Origin of the sequence: Pseudoxanthomonas dokdonensis, assembly GCF_001431405.1 — a bacterium.
In the GTDB taxonomy this organism is placed as follows: domain Bacteria; phylum Pseudomonadota; class Gammaproteobacteria; order Xanthomonadales; family Xanthomonadaceae; genus Pseudoxanthomonas_A; species Pseudoxanthomonas_A dokdonensis.
In genome coordinates, this window is record NZ_LDJL01000011.1 from 301,350 (window position 1) to 322,698 (window position 21,349).

17 protein-coding genes are annotated in these 21,349 nt (G+C 64.1%); 8 read left to right on the forward strand and 9 right to left on the reverse strand.

Going from position 1 to position 21,349, the window contains the following annotated elements; all coding sequences use genetic code 11:
* The first annotated feature begins 110 nt into the window (after positions 1-110).
* Positions 111-2,354, forward strand: coding sequence for a catalase/peroxidase HPI (gene katG, locus ABB29_RS11010; protein WP_057658961.1), 2,244 nt, complete (start codon positions 111-113; stop codon positions 2,352-2,354).
* Positions 2,355-2,595: 241 nt separating this feature from the next.
* Positions 2,596-3,210 carry a DUF937 domain-containing protein gene (locus ABB29_RS11015; protein WP_057659451.1) on the forward strand — a complete coding sequence of 205 codons (615 nt, stop codon included), beginning with the start codon at positions 2,596-2,598 and terminating at the stop codon, positions 3,208-3,210.
* A 55-nt stretch (positions 3,211-3,265) separates the two neighbouring features.
* Here ABB29_RS11015 and ABB29_RS11020 read toward each other — a convergent pair whose 3' ends face one another.
* On the reverse strand, positions 3,266-4,702 hold the full coding sequence (locus ABB29_RS11020; RefSeq protein WP_057658963.1) for a DHA2 family efflux MFS transporter permease subunit: 1,437 nt from the start codon (positions 4,700-4,702) through the stop codon (positions 3,266-3,268).
* Positions 4,699-5,127, reverse strand: coding sequence for an RNA-binding S4 domain-containing protein (locus ABB29_RS11025; protein WP_057658965.1), 429 nt, complete (start codon positions 5,125-5,127; stop codon positions 4,699-4,701). Before ABB29_RS11025 ends, ABB29_RS11020 begins: the two co-directional genes overlap by 4 nt.
* Before the next feature lie 55 nt (positions 5,128-5,182).
* Between ABB29_RS11025 and ABB29_RS11030 the strand changes: the two genes are divergently transcribed.
* Positions 5,183-6,673 carry an MATE family efflux transporter gene (locus ABB29_RS11030; protein WP_057659453.1) on the forward strand — a complete coding sequence of 497 codons (1,491 nt, stop codon included), beginning with the start codon at positions 5,183-5,185 and terminating at the stop codon, positions 6,671-6,673.
* Positions 6,674-6,915: 242 nt separating this feature from the next.
* Here ABB29_RS11030 and rplS read toward each other — a convergent pair whose 3' ends face one another.
* The 7 genes from rplS to ffh all read right to left on the reverse strand — a co-directional run bounded on the left by rplS (position 6,916) and on the right by ffh (position 15,397).
* On the reverse strand, positions 6,916-7,338 hold the full coding sequence (gene rplS / locus ABB29_RS11035; protein ID WP_057658967.1) for a 50S ribosomal protein L19: 423 nt from the start codon (positions 7,336-7,338) through the stop codon (positions 6,916-6,918).
* 203 nt (positions 7,339-7,541) lie between these two features.
* On the reverse strand, positions 7,542-8,291 hold the full coding sequence (gene trmD, locus ABB29_RS11040) for a tRNA (guanosine(37)-N1)-methyltransferase TrmD (protein WP_057659455.1): 750 nt from the start codon (positions 8,289-8,291) through the stop codon (positions 7,542-7,544).
* Positions 8,292-8,301: 10 nt separating this feature from the next.
* A complete protein-coding gene (gene rimM, locus ABB29_RS11045) occupies positions 8,302-8,796 on the reverse strand; it encodes a ribosome maturation factor RimM (protein ID WP_057659457.1) in 495 nt (164 codons plus the stop codon).
* Between the two features lie 115 nt (positions 8,797-8,911).
* Complete coding sequence (gene rpsP / locus ABB29_RS11050) at positions 8,912-9,172, reverse strand: 30S ribosomal protein S16 (protein WP_057658968.1); 261 nt, start codon at positions 9,170-9,172, stop codon at positions 8,912-8,914.
* Between the two features lie 103 nt (positions 9,173-9,275).
* On the reverse strand, positions 9,276-10,082 hold the full coding sequence (locus ABB29_RS11055) for an aminotransferase class IV (protein ID WP_057658972.1): 807 nt from the start codon (positions 10,080-10,082) through the stop codon (positions 9,276-9,278).
* A gap of 76 nt (positions 10,083-10,158) precedes the next feature.
* Complete coding sequence (locus tag ABB29_RS11060; RefSeq protein WP_170185869.1) at positions 10,159-13,407, reverse strand: S8 family serine peptidase; 3,249 nt, start codon at positions 13,405-13,407, stop codon at positions 10,159-10,161.
* A gap of 619 nt (positions 13,408-14,026) precedes the next feature.
* Complete coding sequence (gene ffh, locus ABB29_RS11065; RefSeq protein WP_057658975.1) at positions 14,027-15,397, reverse strand: signal recognition particle protein; 1,371 nt, start codon at positions 15,395-15,397, stop codon at positions 14,027-14,029.
* Between the two features lie 105 nt (positions 15,398-15,502).
* Between ffh and ABB29_RS11070 the strand changes: the two genes are divergently transcribed.
* The 5 genes from ABB29_RS11070 (at position 15,503) to ABB29_RS11090 (ending at position 21,227) form a co-directional block, all read left to right on the forward strand.
* A complete protein-coding gene (locus ABB29_RS11070) occupies positions 15,503-16,294 on the forward strand; it encodes a cytochrome C assembly family protein (protein WP_057658977.1) in 792 nt (263 codons plus the stop codon).
* 204 nt (positions 16,295-16,498) lie between these two features.
* On the forward strand, positions 16,499-16,954 hold the full coding sequence (locus ABB29_RS11075; RefSeq protein WP_057658979.1) for a MarR family winged helix-turn-helix transcriptional regulator: 456 nt from the start codon (positions 16,499-16,501) through the stop codon (positions 16,952-16,954).
* 47 nt (positions 16,955-17,001) lie between these two features.
* On the forward strand, positions 17,002-18,447 hold the full coding sequence (locus ABB29_RS11080; protein ID WP_245622607.1) for an efflux transporter outer membrane subunit: 1,446 nt from the start codon (positions 17,002-17,004) through the stop codon (positions 18,445-18,447).
* Positions 18,444-19,640: an HlyD/EmrA/EmrK family protein gene (locus ABB29_RS11085; protein WP_057658981.1), complete on the forward strand. Its 1,197-nt coding sequence runs from the start codon at positions 18,444-18,446 to the stop codon at positions 19,638-19,640. Before ABB29_RS11080 ends, ABB29_RS11085 begins: the two co-directional genes overlap by 4 nt.
* 3 nt (positions 19,641-19,643) lie before the next feature.
* Positions 19,644-21,227 (forward strand): DHA2 family efflux MFS transporter permease subunit, encoded by a 1,584-nt coding sequence (locus ABB29_RS11090; RefSeq protein WP_057658983.1) that lies wholly within the window; start codon positions 19,644-19,646, stop codon positions 21,225-21,227.
* Positions 21,228-21,349: the final 122 nt, after the last annotated feature.

The following is a 21,349-nucleotide window of genomic DNA, read 5'->3' on the forward strand; positions in this document are numbered from 1 at the left end:
TCCATCATAGCGATACTCAATCGCAGCCAATGCAATAAACGATTTCCCCCTATCGACAACCAGGACTAAGCTCGTCGGACAAGCCCGTCACCCACCAGAAGGAACCTGTCATGTCCAACGCCGGCAAATGCCCCTTCAACCACGGAAGCAACGGCACCAGCAATCGCGACTGGTGGCCCAACCAGTTGCGGCTGGACCTGCTGCACCAGCACTCCCGTAAATCCAATCCACTGGCCGCGGACTTCGATTACCCGCAGGCGTTCAAGAGCCTGGATCTGGAGGCGCTGAAACGCGATCTGCATGCGTTGATGACCGATTCGCAGGACTGGTGGCCAGCCGATTTCGGCCACTACGGCCCGTTGTTCATACGCATGGCGTGGCACAGCGCCGGCACCTATCGCATCGGCGATGGACGTGGCGGCGGTGGCCGTGGCCAGCAACGATTCGCCCCGCTCAACAGTTGGCCCGACAACGTCAGCCTGGACAAGGCGCGGCGGTTGTTGTGGCCGATCAAGCAGAAGTACGGGCAGAAGATTTCCTGGGCGGATCTGTTCATCCTGACCGGCAACGTCGCGCTGGAATCGATGGGCTTCAAGACGTTCGGCTTCGCCGGTGGCCGTGAGGACGTCTGGGAGCCTGACCTGGATGTCTACTGGGGCCGCGAGACCACCTGGCTCGGCGGCGACCTGCGCTATGCCCACGGCTCAGAAGGCGTGGACAAGGCCGGCGGCGTGCTGGTGTCGGATGACGATGCCGATGGCGACGAACATTCGCGGCGACTGGAAAACCCGCTGGCGGCGGTACAGATGGGCTTGATCTACGTCAATCCGGAAGGCCCGGACGGCAATCCCGATCCGCTGGCCGCGGCCCAGGACATCCGCGACACCTTTGCCCGCATGGCCATGGACGACGAGGAAACCGTGGCCTTGATTGCAGGCGGGCATACCTTCGGCAAGACCCATGGCGCGGCACCGGCCGACAACGTCGGGGTCGAGCCCGAAGCCGCGGACCTGGAAGCGCAAGGCTTTGGCTGGGCCAACCGGCATGGAAGCGGCGTCGGCGCCGATACCATCACCAGCGGCCTGGAGGTCACCTGGACCACTACCCCGACGCAATGGAGCAAAAATTTTTTCTGGAACCTGTTCGGTTACGAATGGGAATTGAGCAAGAGCCCGGCCGGTGCCCACCAGTGGATCGCCAAGGGCGCGGGGGCGACTATTCCGCACGCCCACGATCCCGATGTGCGACTGCTGCCAACCATGCTGACCACCGACCTGGCACTGCGCTTCGATCCGGCCTACGAAAAAATCTCGCGCCGGTTCATGGAAAACCCGAACGCGTTTGCCGACGCGTTCGCCCGGGCCTGGTTCAAGCTGACCCACCGTGACATGGGCCCGCGTGCCCGCTACCTGGGCCCGGACGTGCCGGCCGAGGAATTGATCTGGCAGGACCCGGTGCCGGCGGTTGATCATCCATTGATCAACGGCCAGGACATTGCCGCACTGAAACAGGCCGTCCTCGGCTCGGGTCTGACCATTCCGCAACTGGTATCGACGGCATGGGCGTCGGCATCGACCTTCCGCGGCTCAGACAAGCGTGGTGGTGCCAATGGTGCTCGGATCCGGCTGGCACCGCAGAAAGACTGGCCGGTCAACCAGCCCGCGCAACTGCAGCAGGTACTGGCGAAACTGGAAACCATCCAGCGCGAGTTCAACGCCAGCCAATCCGATGGCAAACGCGTGTCGCTGGCGGATCTGATCGTGCTCGCCGGTTGCGCCGCGGTCGAACAGGCCGCGCAGGCCGGTGGTCATACGGTGGCGGTGCCGTTCAGTCCCGGCCGCAGCGATGCCAGCGCCGAGCAGACCGACGTGGCGTCGTTCGAACCGCTGGAGCCAATTGCCGATGGCTTCCGCAATTACCTGAAGGATCATTACAGCGTGCCGGCCGAAGCGCTGCTGATCGACAAGGCGCAGCTGTTGACCCTGACCGCGCCCGAGATGACCGCACTGATAGGCGGCATGCGGGTACTGGGCGGCAACGCCGACGGATCCATGCATGGCGTGTTCACCGAACGCCCGGGCACCTTGAGCAACGATTTCTTCGTCAACCTGCTGGACATGCGCACGCGCTGGCAACCGGCGTCCGAGGCACGCCAGGCATTCGAGGGGCGCCAACGCGACAACGGTGAGCTGAAATGGACCGCCAGTCGGGTGGATCTGGTATTTGGTTCCAACTCGCAATTGCGTGCACTGGCCGAAGTCTATGCGGCCAGCGACGGCGAGGAAAAACTGGTCGCCGATTTCGTCGCCGCCTGGGCCAAGGTGATGGATCTGGATCGCTTCGACCTGGGCTGATTTTTCCCGGGGCAGCGGCGCTTGTGCCGCTGCTCCTGCAACTGGAAGGTAATCATCAGCCAACATCGCGAAGGTTGTGGAAACGTGCCCGCTCGGCTGCGCCTGTATGCCTGATGGCCGAAGTCGGACGCCGCCGGGCGAGCCCGGCTCCAACCAACCCCATGCGCCCGGTTAACGATAAGTGCGGGTTTGCCCGGCTACCATGCGCGCACGCATTCCGCGCTTTGCCAAGGATCCGAGCATGAACAACAACGCCTCGATGGTGGACGACCTGATGCAGCAACTGCAGGGCGCGCCACTGCAGCAATTGTCCCGGCAGCTGGGTATCGATCCCGCCCAGGCCAGCCAGGCAGTGGGCGCCGCCTTGCCAATGATGATGGGCGCGCTGGGCCGCAATGCAGCGCAACCACAAGGCGCCGACTCGTTGTTTGCTGCCCTGCAGAACAACCACAGTGGCCTGGATATCGGCAGCGTGCTGGGTGCGGTGATGGGCACCGGCACGTCGCCGCAGACCGATGGCGCCGGCATTCTTGGCCATATCTTTGGCGGCGCCCAGCCGCGTGCCGAGGCCGGTCTCGGCCAGGCCACCGGCATCGGCAACCAGACCGCCAGCCAACTGATGAAGATGCTGGCCCCGATCGTGATGGCTTATCTGGCCAAGCGGATGTTTTCGGGTGGCCAGGCCGACCCGGCGCAACTGGGACAGGCGCTGGGACAAGAACAACAGCAGATTACCCAGCAGGCCGGTATCGGCGGCAATCTGCTGGGCGCGGTGTTCGATCAGGATGGCGACGGCCAGCTCGGCATGAGCGACCTGATGAGTCTGGGTAGCAAGTTCCTCGGCGGCGGTCGCTGAGCGCAGCGCAGGATGTTGCCGCGCGGCCAATCCGTCGCGTGGCAACCGCAGCCGGTCAGGTCGCCGGCAGCTGGTTGGGCTTGGGGTCGGCCAGCTCCTTGCCCGCCTCGGCACGACCGGCCATTTCCGCGCCGGCATCACCCGGCAGCCGCCACATCATCCATGCCGAACTGGCGGAAATAAATCCGACCACGACGAATGCGATATAGAAATTGTGCACATCGGTTTCCGGCCGGTGGTTGATCCAGCCGACGATTTCCAGGATATAGCCGCCGATGGCCACGCCCAGGCTGAGCGACAACTGCTGCATCATCCCGGCCAGACTGCTGGCCTGGCTCATGCGAGGCGCGTCGACATCGGCGTAGCTGATGGCGTTGAGGCTGGTGAACTGCAGTGAGCGGAAGCAGCCACTGACGAACAGAGTGGCCAGGATGAATACATGCGGCGTGGTCGGGCGGAACAGACCGAAGCCGCACAGCATGGCCGAGGCGATCAGCGCATTGGCAATCAACACGCGGCGGAAACCGAACCGCTTGAGCACGCGGGCGGCAATCGTCTTCATGAACATCGCGCCCGCCGCCGACACGAACGTCAGTAGACCCGACTGCACCGGACTCAGGCCGAAGCCCAGTTGCAGCATCAGCGGCAGCAGGAACGGCGTGGCACCAATGCCGATGCGGAACAACATGCCGCCGAGTACACCGGCTCGATAGGTCGGCACGCGGAACAGGCGCAGGTCCAGCAGTGGACGCGGATGCCGTCTCGCGTGCCACACGTAGCCAAGCAACAGACCGATGCCAAGCGCCAGCATCGCCAGTGCCCAGCCAGTCGGAACCTGATGCCGGCCGAGCGTGGAAAAGCCGAACATCGCCGCAGCCAGGCCAATCCCCGACAGCAGGAAGCCCATCGCATCCAGCGGTACCGGCTCTTCTTTCAGGTCGGGAATGAAACGCCGCGCCATGACCATGCCCAGCAGTCCCATCGGGATGTTGATCAGGAAGATCCAGCGCCAGTCGAAATAGGTGGTGATGAAGCCGCCCAGTGGCGGCCCGACCATCGGTCCGACCAGCGCCGGGATGGTGACCCAGCTCAGCGCATTCACCAGCTGCGCCTTGGGCACCGAACGCAGCAGGATCAAGCGCCCTACCGGCACCATCATCGCCCCGCCCATGCCTTGCAGGAAGCGCGCCACGACCATGGTCTCCAGCGACACGCTGGCCGCGCAGCACACCGAGCCGAGCAGGAAAACCGCAATCGCGGTGATGAAGGTACGGCGCCCGCCAAAACGATCAGCGACCCAGCCGCTGATGGGAATGAACACCGCCAACGCCAGCAGATAGGCGGTCAACGCCAGTTTCAGCGCAATCGGCTCGGTGCCCAGGTCGTTGGCGATCGCTGGCAGCGAGGTCGAGATCACGGTCGAATCCATGTTCTCGATGAACAGCGCGCAGGCGATGATCAGCGGCAGCAGGCGTTGCTGGCGCAGGCTCATAACGCGTCGATGTCGCCCAGCGCCTGGATCAACCGGCGCGCGCGTTTGTCGGGTTTGGACAGCGGCGCCTGATAGCCGGTGCGTTCGGCACGGCGCAGCGCCGCGGCGGCCTCGCGTTGCTGGCGCGATGCCTCGCTCTCGCGGTACAGCGCCTGCGCGACGCTGGCCGGACCACGCTGATCACTGAGCCCGAGCACGGTGATGTCGTAGCGTTCCTGCGCCCGGCTGAGCCTGACCTCGTCACCGATGCGTAACATCCGCGATGGCTTGGCGCGCTGCCCCGCCACTTCCACCTTGCCGGTGGCGATGGCCTGCTTGGCCAGGCTGCGGGTCTTGTAGAAGCGCGCCGCCCACAGCCAGACATCCAGCCTCAAACCGCCTGCATCGGCGCCGCCGTCGGCGGGTTTTTCCTGTCCCGTGATCATGCCGGAAGTTTACCCGTCCACTCATGATGAAGATGACATCTGGCAAACTGCCGGCATGGCCAATTCCCAAACCCGCAACCTCACCGAAGGTCCAATCGGCAAAACTCTGTTTGTGTTCGCGCTGCCGATCCTGGCGGGCAACGTGCTGCAGTCGCTCAACGGCTCGGTCAACGCGGTCTGGGTCGGGCGCTTCCTTGGCGAGCAGGCGCTGACCGCGACGGCGAACGCCAATAACATCATGTTTTTCCTGATCGGCGCGGTGTTCGGCGTCGGCATGGCCGCCACCATCCTGGTCGCCCAAGCGATGGGCGCGAAGGACATGGCCCAGGCCAAGCGTGTGATCGGCACCAGCGCCACCTTCTTTTTCAGCGTGTCGGTGGTGATTGCGCTGATCGGGCTGCCATTGTCGCGGCATATCCTGGTCTGGATGAGCACCCCGGCCGAAGCGCTGCCACTGGCCGAGGCCTATCTGCGCATCATCTTCATGGCAGTGCCGTTCCTGTACATGTTCGCCTTTCTGTCGGCGATCCTGCGCGGCTCCGGCGACACCCGCACCCCGTTCTTCTTCCTGCTGCTGGTGGTGGTGCTGGACATCGGCTTCAATCCGCTGCTGATCTTCGGCCTCGGCCCGTTCCCGGAAATGGGCATCGCCGGCTCGGCCACCGCCACCCTGATCGCCAATATCATCAGCCTGGCCGCGATGATCCTGTGGCTGCGCCATCGCCGCCATCCATTGTGGATCAGCCGCCACGAGAACGCGGTCTACAAGCCGAACCCGCTGATCCTGAAGTCGCTGATCATCAAGGGCGTGCCGATGGGGCTGCAGATGATTCTGATCTCGCTGGCGATGATCCTGATGATCAGCATGGTCAACGCCTATGGCGTGGACACCACTTCGGCCTACGGCGCCGCGCTGCAACTGTGGACCTATGTGCAGATGCCGGCGATGGCCATTGGCGCGGCGTGCTCGTCGATGGCGGCGCAGAATGTCGGCGCCCATCGCTGGGATCGGGTCGAAGCCACCGCCAAGGTCGGCACGCTGTTCAACTTCCTGATGACCGGTGCGCTGATCCTGCCGATCATCGTGTTCGATCACAGCACCTTGTCGTTGTTCCTGCCCGATGGCAGCCCGGCGTTGGCGCATGCCAGCCATCTCAACCACATCGCAGTGTGGTCGTTCCTGTTCTTCGGGGTGACGTTCGTGGTCTCCGGTGTGGTCCGTTCGACCGGCGCGGTGATACCACCGCTGGTGATCCTGGGCATTGCCCTCTGGGGCATCCGCATTCCGTTTGCAAAACTGCTGCAACCGACCCTCGGCGCCGACGCGATCTGGTGGAGTTTCCCGGTCAGCGCGGTCTGCGCGATGTTGATGTCGCTGGCCTACTACAAGTGGGGCCGCTGGCGCAGCGCCAGCATGCTGGTCGGTGCCCATGAGACCGGCGCCACCCCGGCCGAAGTGCCGGCGCAGCCGCCCTCGCCGGTGGCCGATCCGGCGCCGGTGCCGACGAGCACAGCAAACGCCCGTCCGGAACCGGATGCCTCGTAGCGACCCATCGCATCGCAGCGCACAAACCCTGGCAGATTATCGCGCGGTGCATTTGCCGGATCTGGTCTGCTTCGAGGCTGGATGATCCAACATTCGTTGCTTGAAAGCCCGGCCCTCCCCGCGATGACGAGGTTGAGTTTGAGGTGCCAGAGGCTGCGCGGCAATGACGATTGTTTGTTCGCGGTGCAAACGAAAACGGCCACCCGAAGGTGGCCGTTCCTGCAACGCGGTGAGGCGTCGACTTATTCGGCGGCAGCGTTGCTGGCGGCGGCAGCGGCCAGGCGTGCCTTCTTGGCAGCGGCGTTGGCAGCCAGGTCTTCCTTGATGCGTGCAGCCTTGCCTTCCAGTTCGCGCAGGTAGTACAACTTGCCGGCACGGACCTTGCCGCGACGCTTCACTTCGACCGAGTCGATGGTGGCGCTGTGGCTCTGGAACACGCGCTCGACGCCATAACCATGCGAAATCTTGCGCACGGTGAAAGCGGAGTTCAGGCCGGCGTTCTTCTTGGCGATGACCACGCCTTCGTACGCCTGCACGCGCTCACGGTTGCCTTCCTTGACCTTGACGTTGACGACCACGGTGTCACCCGGGCTGAAGACAGGCAGTTCGCGGGCGACCTGGGCGGCTTCGAATTCCGCGATGATGGATTTGTTCAATTTGCTCATTGGCTTGTACCGATTCAGTCCGACTTTTCAGTTCGGGTGGTTGTGTCATCTCGACAACTAAAACTGATGCAGTCACCGGATTGTGCTGCACGATATTGTTATGGGTGAGGCGTGTTGCGTGGTGTTGCGCGAACCCCGGCATGGATGCCCGGATTCAGGAACCCGGCATTATACCGGCCCTGGCGAGCAAAAAACCAGCGTTATCAGGCGTCTGCGTCGTGTTCCCGGCGAAATTGCGCCAGCAGCTGGGCGTCGGCCTTGGACAGGGCCGCTTCGTCCAGCAAATCCGGGCGCCGCAGCCAGGTCCGGCCGAGCGCCTGCATCCGCCGCCAGCGGGCGATGGCGGCGTGGTCACCTGAACGAAGTACCGCCGGCACCTCGCCGAGGGGATGGCTTGCCGGGTGGGTGTAATGCGGGCAATCGAGCAGACCATCTCCTTCGAAACTGTCCTGCACCGCCGACTCGGCGTCATTCAACGCTCCGTCCTGCAGGCGGGCCACCGCATCGATCACCACCGCCGCGGCCAGTTCGCCACCGGACAGCACGTAGTCGCCAATTGAAATCTCGGCATCCACTTCCGCCGCCAGCACCCGTTCGTCGACCCCTTCGTAGCGGCCACACAACAGGATGAAACGTGGCATTGCCGCCAGTTGCCGGACCCTGGTCTGGGTCAACGGCGCGCCCTGCGGGCTGAGGTAGAACACCGGTGCCGGCCTTGCATCGGCCTCGCGTGCGGCACGCAGGCAGGCCTGCAACGGCTCGATCATCATCACCATGCCGGGGCCACCGCCAAACGGACGGTCATCCACCCGCCGGTAGCCACCCTGGGCGTAGTCGCGGGGATTCCAGCCATGCACGTCCAGCAGATCGCGCTGCTGGGCACGCCCGACCACACCAACCGCCGCACTTTGGGCGATGAATTCCGGGAACAGGCTGACCACGTCGATACGCATCGGCATCGAACTAGAAATCCGGATCCCAGTCCACCGTGATCACGCCGCTGTCGAAATCCACCGAGGTGACGTAATCGGGCTCGACGAAGGGCACCAGGCGGTTCCTGTCGCCCTGCACCGACATCACGTCATTGGCACCGGTCGAGAACAGGTGCGAGACAGTGCCGAAATCCACGCCTTGCAGGTTGACCACCCGCAGGCCTTCCAGATCGACCCAGTAGAACTCGCCCGGCTGCGGCGCTGGCAAGGCCGAGCGCGGTACCAGGATCTCGGTGCCGCGCATGGCTTCGACCGCGTCACGATCTTCGATACCGGGCAGGCTGGCGACCAGATGCTTGCCCGAAGGCTTGCCGCGGGCACCCTTGAATTCGCGCTGGCGACCCTGCGGATCGCGCAGGATCCACGGCTGGTAGCCGAAGATGGCTTCGCGCGGCTCGGTCCAGGATTCAATCTTGATCTGGCCGCGCACGCCAAAAGCGCCCAACATGCGTCCCAGCAGGATCATTTTCTGGTCGGGTGAAGCTGTGGCTTCCACCGCGGTGCCGGAATCCGAATCCGTCGGGAGCGTTGAGCGCTCGATGTTCATGGCAATGGCCGCACGTCAGTGCGGCCAGACCTCATCAGGCAGCCGAGGCTTGGGCCTTGGTCGCTTCCTTGTACAGGTTGCGGACCTTGTCGGTCAGCTGGGCGCCGTTGCCAACCCAGTGGTCGACGCGCTCGATGTTCAGTTCGATGCGCTTTTCGTTGCCGGCGGCAACCGGGTTGTAATAACCCACGCGTTCGATGTTGCGGCCATCACGGGCGCTGCGGACGTCGGTGACGATGATGTGGTAGAACGGACGCTTCTTGGCGCCGCCACGGGTAAGGCGAATCTTGACCATTTGCTTTTTTCCAGTGTTGCCCAGTCGCCAGGATGGCGAGGTAAGCCGCGTATTGTAAGCCATTGAAAGGGTGATGGAAACCTGCCTTGGCGCCGGTTTAGCGCTACAGCGGTTGCCACGGCTGGTCCTGCAGTGCTTGCCGCAGCTGCGCCAACAAAGTCTCGCCGGCACCGAAATTGACCTCATCGATGGCATCAATCTGCTGGATGCCGCTGGCATTGGTGGCAAAAGCAGCAGCAAACCGAGGCAGATCCTGGCGACGGACCACGGCATGGCGTTGGCCGATGCCCAACCCGGCCAGACCTTGCTGAACCAGATATTCAGCACTGCCGCGCAGCGCCGGGCCGATTGGCCAGACCCACTCCCGCCCGTCCCACAGCACCAGGTTCCAGACCGACCCTTCGCTGATGGCACCGTCACCGGCCACGAACAAGGCATCGTCGAAACCCGCGGCGAGAGCCTCGCGGCGGAACTGGAACAACGGAAACGTCGCCACATGCTTGAGCTCGGCGAACGGACGGGTGTAGTCGAATGATTTGACCCGCATCGGCGGCTTGTGTGCCGGCGCCGGTGGACCCTGGCTGACCAGTACATCGGGGCAGCCCGGGTGCTGCGGCTGGCGATGATCGAACGTGCTCGAGAATACCGTGATCCGCAAGCTGCCATCGGCCTGCTGTTGGCTGGCCTGGCGTAATTGCCGGCGCAACGCCGCCTCGTCGAGTTCGACATCAAACAAACGGCGGGTGGCGTACTGCAGGCGCCGCAGGTGGAAGTCCAACCCCTGGGCAGCGCGGTTGCGTACCTGCATGACGGTGAAATGACCAAAATTGGCCAGCGCCAAGGGACGCAATGCGGTCTCGTCCAGGCGCTGGCCATTCAACAACAACAGTGGGGTGCGGACGTCAGGCATGCGGCCATTGCAGCACACCCTTCGACCGGTCCACCAGCGGCCACCATCCGTGGCAGCCGCTGGCGATGCTGCTGGCTTACTCGACCTGCAAGCGGACCGGCAGCGCCGTGACTGGCAGAGTCGGGTCGTTGCTGGAAACGCAGACCTGGCCCAGGTAGTGACCCGCGGCCAAATCAGCGCTGTTGACGTCGATGCTCGCGGCACTCTGCTCGCCGGCGACGATGCTGCCACTGGCTGGCGTCATCGCCCCCAGCCACGACGCGCCACACTGGGTGGTTCCGGCCACTTCAAAGGTCATGCCCGGGAAGTTGCCAACCGCCCGCCAACGATTGCTGGCGCTCGGCGAGGTCACCGATTGCGCTGGATGACCACTGACCTGGTTGGAGTAGAACCAGGCCCAGCGATCGGCAAACAGCGTATCCATGTAGGCGACCAGCCAGTAGGTGCCTGCCGGCAGGTTCACCGTCTGCCCTGCCTGCAGAGGGTTGAACTCCAGCCGGCTGTCATCGATGACCCGCATGCCAGGGCCGGTGGCTGTGGTGGTGTAACTCCAGACGGCAGCATCCGGGGAGGTAATCGGATCGCCGGCGGGCACGCCACCGGCATCCGGATAGATCGACCAGGTGATGCGATCAGTGATGGTGCCGACTTCCTTGCCCGAGACCACGAAGCCGGTCACCGACAGATGGTTGAGCTGGACCGGGCCGACCACGGTGAAGTCGTCGCTGGCGAAGGTACCGGTATTGCGGTCAGTGAAGAAGGTGCTGCGATTGCCCGAGGTCACCTCGTCGTTGGTGCCGACATACACCGGCAGCGACACCACCCCATCGACCTGGTTCTGCCATTGCAGCACGCCGCCACCGACGTTGAGGATGCCCAGATTGGCTTTGCCGCGCTGGCCGGCCGCCAGGCTCATGTCGACACCGGCTTCCGGCAGCAAGGCAATCGCAGGCGGTGGCACGAACACCGATATCGGCAAGCGATGGGTATTGTTCAACGCCTTGCCGCGCAACTGCGGCTCCAGCACCAGTTGGCCATGGCTCCAGGCATCGACGCTGTCGATGTCGCGCGCATCGATGGTCACCGTCACGCTGACTTCGGCCCCGCGCTTGACGATGAACGATGACGGCGACACGCTGCCCGGCACCCCTTCGACCCGTGCCTTCCACTGGATGTCGCGGTTCAGCGGATTGCGGAACGTGCGGGTAAAGCTGCACTCGCGGCTGCATTCGTCGTTGGCCATCGACGGCGTGTTGAGCTGGCTGATATCGCCGCCATCTGCAGGATTCGCGTCCAGATAGTCAGCCGCGCTTTCGTCCATCAGCAACCATGCATCGTTGGCCTGCACGGCCTGCACGCGACCGGCACCCATCGCGAACGGATCCGCTGGCGTTTCTTCATCTTCCAGCAAGACCAGCGGCGTTGAGGTCATCATGATCGCCGACTTGATTTCACTGGGAGTCCAGTCCGGATGCAGCTGGCTCAACAGTGCAGCCACGCCGGCCACATGCGGCGACGCCATCGAAGTGCCGTTCTTCAGGCCCACCAGTTCTTCCAGACCCTCGATTTCAGGGCCTGCTTCGGCGGCCAGGATGGCGAAACCAGGGGCTGTGATATCGGGCTTGATCAGGTCATAGAACGCAGGACCACGCGAGCTGAAACCAGCCAGCGAGTCCACCACGTTGCTGGTACTCACCGCTGGATAGGTAACGCCGGCGGTGGCGGCGCGACCGTTGGCGAACTCGAACAAGGCATCGCCGGCCTTCAGCGACAAGGCGAACGTCGGTATCAGGGTATCCGGCACCGATGGTGTCAGGTCATCATCCTTAATATTGTTGGCAATCACCACCGCGCGCGCGCCGGCGCTGTCGGCATGGTTGACCTTGGTGGTGAACGAACAGCCGCCACGGCGAATCACCGCGATGCCATCGCTGAAGGTCTGCGCGGCATAGGGTTCGCAGCCATCGGCACCGCTGCTGAAAGTGGGCGATATCCGCAGCGGTGTATTGCCGGGGATGGCAGCCGTATGAGGGACGCCATTGACGCCCTGGGCCAGGGTGATATTGCGCAGTGCCTCCGGTGGCGTACCGGGGCCGGTGACCTGCAAGGTGACCGCGAACGGACCACGACCGTGCTTGGCGGCCGCGGTGGTGATGGTCCATGGTTCCTGATGGCCGACGGTGGCGGGATCCGGACCGGAATTGCCGGCCGAGGCCACCACGGTGACGCCGGCGTCCACCGCACCGAGGAAGGCCAACGAGGGAGCGCTGGTCCATGGCGATGCACCGCCACCAATCGAGAAATTGATGACGTCCACGCCATCCTGGACCGCCTGGTCAACCGCCGCTGCGGTCGCCGTATTCGGGCAACCGCCCGTTTCACTTTCGTAACAGACGTCGTAGGCAATGATGTTGGCGCGCGGGGCGACACCGGAAATATCGAACGTTTCGCCGGAAAGTTCGACGGTGCGTGGATTGCCGGCGACGGTCGAGGCCACGTGGCTGCCATGGCCGCTGTTATCGAGGAAGCCGGGCTCGTCCCTGACCACGGTCGACTCACAGGCATTGACCGGTTCGCCGCAGACAAAGTCGTAACCGCCGATCAACTTGTCGTTGCAGCGCCCTTCGTCGACGCCACCGGGTGCGCAGGTACCCAGGTAAACCCCGCTGCCTTTCGGATTGATGTGCCGATAACCGTCGCGGGCGACACTGCTGAAGGACGGACTGCCAGCATTGATGCCGGTGTCCAGGATGCCGACGACAATGCCCTCGCCGCGGGCACCATCGCGTGGTGCGGTGATCCGGTCACGCGATGCCGGTGCGCTTTCCCACAGCTCGGTGGCGCCAATCAGTTTCGGGCCACGATCGGTGTCCAGTTCGTATTCGCGGTAGGACTCGACCAGCATCACGTCCGGCATCTGCTGGATGCGCTGGGCTTCGGCGTCGGTCAATTCCATCACCGCACCGTTGACCGCGTGGTACATGCGCTGCTTGACCAACGGGCTGCGGCCGATGGTCTGGCTCAAAACGGTTTCGTGTTGGCGCTGCATGCTGCGCAGGTGCTGCGCGTAGGCGCTCTTGGTGGCGGCGCGCGGGCCGCTGACGGTCAATGCGCCGCGCTGGTCGCGGGCGGGCATCGGAATTCCGTTGATACCGCCCTTGTAGCTGGCGATGGCAGGCTCGCGATAGATGATGATGTAAGGACCGACCGGCTGTTGTTTCTGCTCCTGGGCGCCGCCCGGATTTTCTGTTTGCGCGTGCGTCGGTGGCAATGCCATCACCCCGCCGCCCATCAACAATAATGTCGCCAGACTTGTTTTCTTCATGCGTAACGCTCCTTGCAATAACGGATGGACCCGATCGCCAGGCCGGGCGCTTCTCACTCCCTCCACTGCTCCCCCTGTGACAGCACACCGCTCATTCCGCATGGCGGAATCGATACGCGCATTGCGCCGCAGTCGTGCAGTGCGCGCACGCTAGAACAAAAGAAAATCACCAGCAACGCCGGTTCGCGGAGCATCACGCGAAAGCCGTGTTTTGCAGGGAAAACAGCGTTGAAAGCAGTGACCGGCACTGCTGAATGTGACCAATACGGCCATCCCGTGCCGCGAACATCACATTATCAATGTGAATCTTTGCGGTGACCCACGCCATGCAGCGCGGCGTATCAAACGGCAGCGTATGGCTTCAGGCAAGCAGTCGATGCCAGGTAGAACAACGCCGGCAAAGCGGCTCCTCCGGGCCATGCCCAGTGGTCAGCACATCAAGCGAAACGAAAATGGCCGCGACAATCGACGCCGCTTCTTCGGCGCCAGGCAACCCGGATGCAGGCCACCGGCAAACATGCAGCGACGGCGGGCCCGACGCGGGGGCGCGCATGCGACTGGCAGTCGCCAGCCGCGCCTGATGGTCGCGGCAAGCGGTTGGCGTGGCCCGGAAAAAAAATCAGCGGAACGGCATGCCGCCGCGACCACCCATCATGCCCTTCATGCTGCGCATCATGCCCTTCATGCCGCCGCCGGCCAGCTTGCCCATCATCTTTTCCATCTGCTGGTACTGCTTCATCAGCTTGTTGACGTCGGCCGGGGTGACCCCGGCACCACTGGCGATGCGCTTGCGCCGCGAGCCATTGAGCAGGTCCGGATGCCGGCGTTCCTTCTTGGTCATCGAGTTGATGATCGCGACCATCCGCGGTACTTCCTTGCCCTGCTGGACCTGCTGTTTGACGTGGTCAGGGATCTGGCCCATGCCCGGCAGTTTGTCGATCAGGTTGCCGATGCCGCCCATGTTCTGCATCTGCTCCAGCTGATCCTTCATGTCGTTGAGGTCGAACTTCTTGCCCTTGGCGACCTTGGCCGCCAGCTTGGCCGCCTTTTCCTGATCCACGCCCTGCTCGACCTGCTCGACCAGCGACAGCACGTCGCCCATGTCAAGGATGCGGGCGGCGACGCGTTCGGGATGGAACACATCCAGGCCGTCAGGCTTCTCGCCGACACCGATGAACTTGATCGGCTTGCCGGTGACGTAGCGCACCGACAACGCCGCGCCGCCACGGGCATCACCATCGGTCTTGGTCAGCACCACGCCGGTCAGCGGCAGCGCCTCGGAGAACACCTTGGCGGTATTGGCCGCGTCCTGGCCGGTCATCGAATCGACCACGAACAGGGTTTCGACCGGTTTGACCGCAGCATGCAGTGCCTTGATCTCGGTCATCATCGCTTCGTCGATCGCCAGCCGGCCGGCGGTATCGACAATCAGCACGTCGACAAACGACTTGCGCGCGTCGTCGATGGCGGCGCGGACGATGGCTTCGGGCTTCTGCCCGGCATCGGACGGGAAGAAGATCACATCGACCTGCTGGGCCAGTGACTTGAGCTGTTCGATCGCCGCCGGACGGTAGACGTCGGCGCTGACCACCATGACCTTCTTCTTGCGCTTTTCCTTGAGGAACTTGGCCAGCTTGCCGACCGTGGTGGTCTTGCCGGCGCCCTGCAGGCCGGCCATCAGGATCACCGCCGGTGCCGGCACGTTGAGGTTGAGTTCGGTCGCGGCCGAACCCATCACCGCCGCCAGTTCATCGCGGACGATCTTGATCAACGCCTGGCCAGGGGTCAGCGACTTCAGTACTTCCTGGCCGACCGCGCGCACCTTGATGCGTTCGATCAGCGCCTGCACCACCGGCAGGGCGACATCGGCCTCGAGCAGTGCGATGCGCACCTCGCGGGTGGCCTCGCGGATGTTTTCCTCACTCAGCCGGCCACGGCCGCGCAGGCGTTCGATGGTGCCGGAAAGTCGCTGGGTCAGGGATTCAAACATGGGCCGGTCGTCAGGTTGCAAAAGGCGGGCGACGATTATAGCCGGGCCGGCCACGACGCTGCGGACGGCTGACGGCGCGGCGCGGGGATATGCGACACTTTGTCGATGACAATCGTTCTCATCGCCATCGCGCTGTACCTGCTGGCCGCCGGCCTGTTGATCCGGGACCTGGCCAGCGACGCGCCGGCGCGGCCGAACCACTGGCTGCTGCCCGCCTGCATCGGCATCGTCATGCACGGCGGCTATCACCTGTGGGTCGCCTCGCGGATGAGCGGCGGCATGGATCTGCATTTCTATTCGGCGCTGTCACTGGTCAGCCTGGGGATGGCGGCGATGACCACACTGGCCGGCGCGCGCGGGCGGATGGCGGCGCTGGGCGTGGTTGCCTTCCCGTTGGCGGCGTTGCTGCTGTGGCTGTATCACCAGCATGGCCACCGTCCCAGCGAAGATCTGGACTGGCGGCTGCAACTGCATGCCTGGATGGCGCTGCTGGCATATGCGGTGTTGGCGATTGCGGCGTTGCTGGCGCTGATGCTGGCGGCGCAGGAGCGGGCCCTGCGCCGGCGTGAATTCCACCGCTGGCTGCGCGCCCTGCCGCCACTGACCGAACTGGAAGAGGTGCTGTTCCGGACCATCGCCATCGGTTTCGGGTTGCTGACCGCCACCCTGCTGACCGGGGTGATGTTCGTCGAGAACCTGTTCGCCCAGCACCTGGTCCACAAGACCGTGCTCAGCGTGCTGTCCTGGCTGGTGTTTGGCGGCCTGCTGCTGGGGCGCTGGCGTTACGGCTGGCGTGGCGGCAAGGCGGTACGCTGGACGCTGGTGGCGATGGTCCTGCTGCTGCTGGCGTTCTTCGGCAGCAAGTTCGTGCTGGAACTGGTGCTGCAACGGCGCTGACCCGCGATGACGGCAGCAGCCTTCGATCCGTTGTCGTGATTTGCCTGACTGGATGTTAACCATGTCGCCCGTACTGGGCGATAAGGCAGACGATTTTTCCTTATAAATCAGCAACTTGAATCGGAACAAAAGTTCTTTTGGCTATTATATCCAAAGCAATATTTGCCTTGACAACTATTGCCGGCGATATGAAAATGGCGGCCCATGAACACACGGCCCGACCCCAACTGCAGCGGTTCCTCGTTCGGTCTGCTGATCCGGCAAGTCCGCGATGCCCTGTGGGCGCGGATCGAGCATGAGCTCCAGCGGTCCGGCCATGGCCTGACCTTCAGCCAGTACATCACCCTGAAAAAGCTCGCCGCCGGCGTTGCCAGCGCAACCGATCTGGCACGCGCCGCGGAGATGAGTCCGGGCGCGATGACCCGGGTGCTGGACAAGCTGGAAAGCGCCGGGCTGATTGCCCGGGTCGCCGACCCCGAAGACCGCCGCGCCCTGCATATCCATATGACCGATGCCGGCCACGCCATCTGGGGTGACGTGCAGCAATGCGGCATGCGGGTCCTCGAGCGGGCATTCGACGGCATGGACGAAAACGAGCAGCAGCTGCTGACGCGCCTGCTGGAGAAAGCCCGCACCAACCTTGCTCTGACGGACGAATGATGATGTCCACACAATATTCCCTGCTCCGCTCTCCCCTGGCCGCGGCGATGACCGTTGTCATGCTGCTGTCCGGCTGTGTCAGCACTGGCGGCCTGGCCCCGGCCGGACAACCAAGCGACGCCGACAGCCTGACCGCCAGCCAGAGTCTGTCGGCGCACGCCCTCAGCGATGCCGCATTCCCACGGCAGGACTGGTGGAATGCGCTGGGCGATCCGCAACTGGATGCGCTGATCAACGAAGCCCTGCAAGGCACCCCGTCGCTGGACGCGGCCGACGCGCGGCTGCGCAAGGCGCGTGCCCAGGCCGGACTGGCCAATGCCGCGCGTAAACCGACGCTGGCCGGCAGTGCCCAGTACGCCGGTGCCATCCTGCCCGAAACCCTGGCCGAACCGCCGTTGGGTGGCGAGTACCTGCCAGCCGACGTGCTTGCGCTGGATTTCAAGTGGAATCTGGATCTGTGGGGCGGCAAACGCGCGCAATGGGAAGCCGCGGTAGGCCAGGCCAAGGCCGCCGAGGTCGAGGCACAGGCCGCACGGGTAACGCTGGCGGCCAACATCGCCCGCGCCTACATCAACCTGGCCCAGGCCTACGATGCGCGCGACGTGGCCAATCACGAACACCAGCGCGCCACCGATCTGCTGTCGCTGGCGCAGCAACGCGTCGACGCCGGCCTCGACAACAACCTGCAACTGCGCCAGGCCGAAAGCACCCTGGCCAGCAGCGAACAGCAGGCCCAGGCCGCGCAGCAGCAGATCGATGCGCTGGGCAACGCGATTGCCGCGTTGCTGGGCAAGGGCCCGGACCGCAGCCTGTCGATCGCCCGCCCGCAGGTGCTGCAGGCCACCACGCCGGCGATTCCGTCGGTCCTGCCCAGCGAACTGCTCGGCCACCGCGCCGACGTGGTCGCCGCACGCTGGCAGGTCGAAGCCGCCAACCGCGGCATCGACGCACGCAAGGCCAGCTTCAAGCCCAGCGTCAACCTCAACCTGTTTGTCGGCCTGGCCTCCGATGGCCTGTCGGATCTGTTCAGCAGCGATGCGTTGCTGGGCTTCGGCGGTCCGGCGCTGAGCCTGCCGATCTTCGAAGGCGGCGCGTTGCGCAACCAGCTGGATGCCGCCGATGCCGATTACGATCTGGCGGTGGCGTCCTATAACCAGACCCTGGTCGGCGCGCTCAACGAAGTCACCGATGCATTGCAGGCGGCGCAGTCGCTGGATCAGCAGATCGCATCGGCGCAACGCGCGCGGCAGGCCGCGCAGGCCGCCTGGGATCTGGCCAGGACGCGCTATTCGGCCGGACTTGGCACCCAGATCGACGTGCTGGCCGCACAACGGCCGCTGCTGCAGATCGAACAGCAACTGACCAGCCTGCAGGCGCAGCGCCTGATGAGCATGGTCGATCTGGACACCGCCCTGGGCGGTGGCCTGGTGCTTGAAGACGCTCCCCTCCCCATTGCCGACACTTCGTCCAAATCTCCGGTGGACACGCCATGAATTCCAACACTGCTTCGCAAACCCCGACGCCGGCGCCCGCCGCACCCAAACCCAGCAAGCGCCGCCGGGCGTTGCTGATCCTGGCCGCCGTGGTCATCGTCGTCGGCGTGGCCTGGGCCGCGTTCTATCTGTTGTATGCACGCTGGCACCAGGACACCGATGACGCATACGTGCAGGGCAACGTGGTCAGCATCGTGCCGCAGACCGCCGGCACCGTGGTCAGCATCGACGCCGACGATGGCATGAAGGTCAGTGCCGGCCAGGCGCTGGTGCACCTGGATCCGAATGACGCCCAGGTCGCCTATGACCAGGCGGTGGCCAATCTTGCCGGCAGCGTCCGCCAGGTCCGTGGCCTGTACAGCAACGTCAGCGCCGGCCAGGCCGACGTCCGCGCCCGCCAGGTCGCGGTCGATCAGGCACGCGCCGACGTCAAGCGTCGCGAGGGTCTGGTCGCCAGCGGCGCGGTCTCGCGTGAAGAGCTGTCGCATGCCCGTGACGTGCTGGCCGCGGCCGAAGCCGCGCTGAGCGCTTCCGGTGGCCAGTTGTCGCGCAGCCGCGCCCTGGTCGATGCCACCACCCTGCAGGAAACCCCGCAGGTGCAGTTGGCCGCCTCGCAGTTGCGCCAGGCCTATCTCAACCTGCAGCGCAACGCGATCGTTGCGCCGGTGTCCGGTTATGTCGCCAAGCGCCAGGTACAACTGGGCCAGCGCGTGCAGCCGGGTACCACGCTGATGACCATCGTGCCGCTGGAACAGGTCTGGGTCGAAGCCAACTTCAAGGAAACCCAGCTGCATGACATGCGCATCGGCCAGCCGGTGGAAGTGCAGTCCGATGTCTACGGCGGCGACGTCACCTACCAGGGCAAGGTCAGCAGCCTGGGCCTGGGCACGGGCAGCGCGTTCTCGCTGTTGCCGGCGCAGAATGCCAGCGGCAACTGGATCAAGATCGTCCAGCGCGTGCCGGTCCGCATCGACCTGGATCCCAAGCAGCTGGCCGATCATCCGCTGCGGCTGGGCCTGAGCATGAGCGTGGATGTCGATATCCACGACCAGAGTGGGCCGATGCTGGCTGCTGCCCGCAATAACGAAAAGCCGCTGCTCTCGACCACCGCGTATGAAAAGCAGCTGGCCGATGCCAATGCGCTGATCACCCGCATCATCGAGCAGAACCTGCCCGCCTCCGCGCGCGAGTAAGCCATGTCCACGATTGCCGAACAGGAAGAAAGCTTTGGCTTGCCGGTCACCCCGGAACCAGCCAAGGCCTTCGCCCCACCCAACCTGGCACTGACGACGATAGGCCTGGCGCTTGCATCCTTCATGCAGGTGCTGGACACCACCATCGCCAACGTCTCGCTGCCGACGATTTCCGGCAATCTGGGCGCCAGCGCCAACCAGGCGACCTGGGTCATCACTTCGTTCGCGGTCAGCAACGCCATCGCGCTGCCGTTGACCGGCTTCATGACCCGCCGCTTTGGTGAACGCAAATTGTTCATGTGGGCGACACTGGCCTTCGTGATCGCCTCGTTCCTGTGTGGCATTGCCAACAGCATGGGCCTGCTGGTCACCGCCCGCGCCCTGCAGGGTTTTGTCGCCGGGCCGATGTATCCGGTCACCCAGGCGCTGCTGATTTCGATCTATCCACCGGCCAAACGCGGGCAGGCCATTGCCTTGCTGGCGATGGTCACCGTGGTCGCGCCGATTGCCGGACCGATCCTCGGTGGCTGGATCACCGACAACTACAGCTGGGAATGGATTTTCTTCATCAACATCCCAATCGGCATTTTCTCCAGCATCGTCGTCGGTCGCCAGTTGAAGGGCCGGCCGGAGAAACTGGAAACGCCGAAGATGGATTACATGGGCCTGGCGATGCTGGTGCTGGGCGTCGGTGCCCTGCAGATCGTGCTGGATCTGGGCAACGACGAAGACTGGTTCAACTCGACCAAGATCGTTGCCCTGAGCATCATCGCCGCGGTCGCCCTGATCGTCTTCGTGATCTGGGAAATGACCGACAAGGATCCCATCGTCAACCTGCGGCTGTTCCGCCATCGCAACTTCACCAGCGGCACGATTGCGATGGTGCTGGCCTACTCGGCGTTCTTCAGCGTCGGCCTGCTTGTGCCGTTGTGGCTGCAACGCAACCTGGGCTACACCGCCATCTGGGCCGGCTTCGCCAGTGCGCCACTGGGTATCCTGCCAGTGCTGCTGACGCCGTTCGTAGGCAAGTACGCGACCCGCATGGATCTGCGCTGGCTGGCCACCGTCGCCTTCATCGCGATGGCCGCAACCAGCTTCCTGCGCGCCGGCTTCAACCTCGACGTCAACTTCGAACGGGTGGCGTTGGTGCAGTTGTTCCAGGGTTTTGGCGTGGCCTTGTTCTTCATGCCGGTGCTGACCATCCTGCTGTCGGATCTGGAGCCGCATGAGATCGCCGCCGGCTCCGGCCTGGCCACCTTCGTGCGCACCCTGGGCGGCAGTTTCGCCGCCTCACTGACCACCTGGGGCTGGAACCAGCGCACCACCATCCACCACGCGCAATTGACCGAACACATCAGCGCCCACGACAGCAACATGCTGCAGCAAGTGACGGCACTGGGGCACGGTGACCTGCAGACCGGCGCGGTGGCGTTGAACCGGATGATCTCGCAGCAGGCAACCCAGATTGGTTTCAACGAAATCTTCCACCTGCTCGGCATTCTGTTCCTGGTGGTGATCGTGTTCGTCTGGTTCGCCAAGCCACCGTTCGACGCCAAGGCCGGCGGTGCCGCGGCGGGCGGCCACTGACCTGCAAGCTCGTAATGGAAGCATGAAAAAGGGCCTCGATGAGGCCCTTTTCATTTCGCGGCAGTTGACATTCGAATCCAAGAACGGCTTACCGGTCAACGACTCATGCGTGGACGGGTTGG

Bases quoted from the DNA above. Each gene is read 5' to 3' on its own strand.
- katG (WP_057658961.1), top strand. From the start codon at position 111: ATGTCCAACGCCGGCAAATGCCCCTTCAACCACGGAAGCAACGGCACC.
- ABB29_RS11015 (WP_057659451.1), top strand. From the start codon at position 2,596: ATGAACAACAACGCCTCGATGGTGGACGACCTGATGCAGCAACTGCAG.
- ABB29_RS11020 (WP_057658963.1), bottom strand. From the start codon at position 4,702: ATGAGCCTGCGCCAGCAACGCCTGCTGCCGCTGATCATCGCCTGCGCG.
- ABB29_RS11025 (WP_057658965.1), bottom strand. From the start codon at position 5,127: ATGATCACGGGACAGGAAAAACCCGCCGACGGCGGCGCCGATGCAGGC.
- ABB29_RS11030 (WP_057659453.1), top strand. From the start codon at position 5,183: ATGGCCAATTCCCAAACCCGCAACCTCACCGAAGGTCCAATCGGCAAA.
- rplS (WP_057658967.1), bottom strand. From the start codon at position 7,338: ATGAGCAAATTGAACAAATCCATCATCGCGGAATTCGAAGCCGCCCAG.
- trmD (WP_057659455.1), bottom strand. From the start codon at position 8,291: ATGCGTATCGACGTGGTCAGCCTGTTCCCGGAATTCATCGCCCAAAGT.
- rimM (WP_057659457.1), bottom strand. From the start codon at position 8,796: ATGATCCTGCTGGGACGCATGTTGGGCGCTTTTGGCGTGCGCGGCCAG.
- rpsP (WP_057658968.1), bottom strand. From the start codon at position 9,172: ATGGTCAAGATTCGCCTTACCCGTGGCGGCGCCAAGAAGCGTCCGTTC.
- ABB29_RS11055 (WP_057658972.1), bottom strand. From the start codon at position 10,082: ATGCCTGACGTCCGCACCCCACTGTTGTTGTTGAATGGCCAGCGCCTG.
- ABB29_RS11060 (WP_170185869.1), bottom strand. From the start codon at position 13,407: ATGAAGAAAACAAGTCTGGCGACATTATTGTTGATGGGCGGCGGGGTG.
- ffh (WP_057658975.1), bottom strand. From the start codon at position 15,397: ATGTTTGAATCCCTGACCCAGCGACTTTCCGGCACCATCGAACGCCTG.
- ABB29_RS11070 (WP_057658977.1), top strand. From the start codon at position 15,503: ATGACAATCGTTCTCATCGCCATCGCGCTGTACCTGCTGGCCGCCGGC.
- ABB29_RS11075 (WP_057658979.1), top strand. From the start codon at position 16,499: ATGAACACACGGCCCGACCCCAACTGCAGCGGTTCCTCGTTCGGTCTG.
- ABB29_RS11080 (WP_245622607.1), top strand. From the start codon at position 17,002: ATGACCGTTGTCATGCTGCTGTCCGGCTGTGTCAGCACTGGCGGCCTG.
- ABB29_RS11085 (WP_057658981.1), top strand. From the start codon at position 18,444: ATGAATTCCAACACTGCTTCGCAAACCCCGACGCCGGCGCCCGCCGCA.
- ABB29_RS11090 (WP_057658983.1), top strand. From the start codon at position 19,644: ATGTCCACGATTGCCGAACAGGAAGAAAGCTTTGGCTTGCCGGTCACC.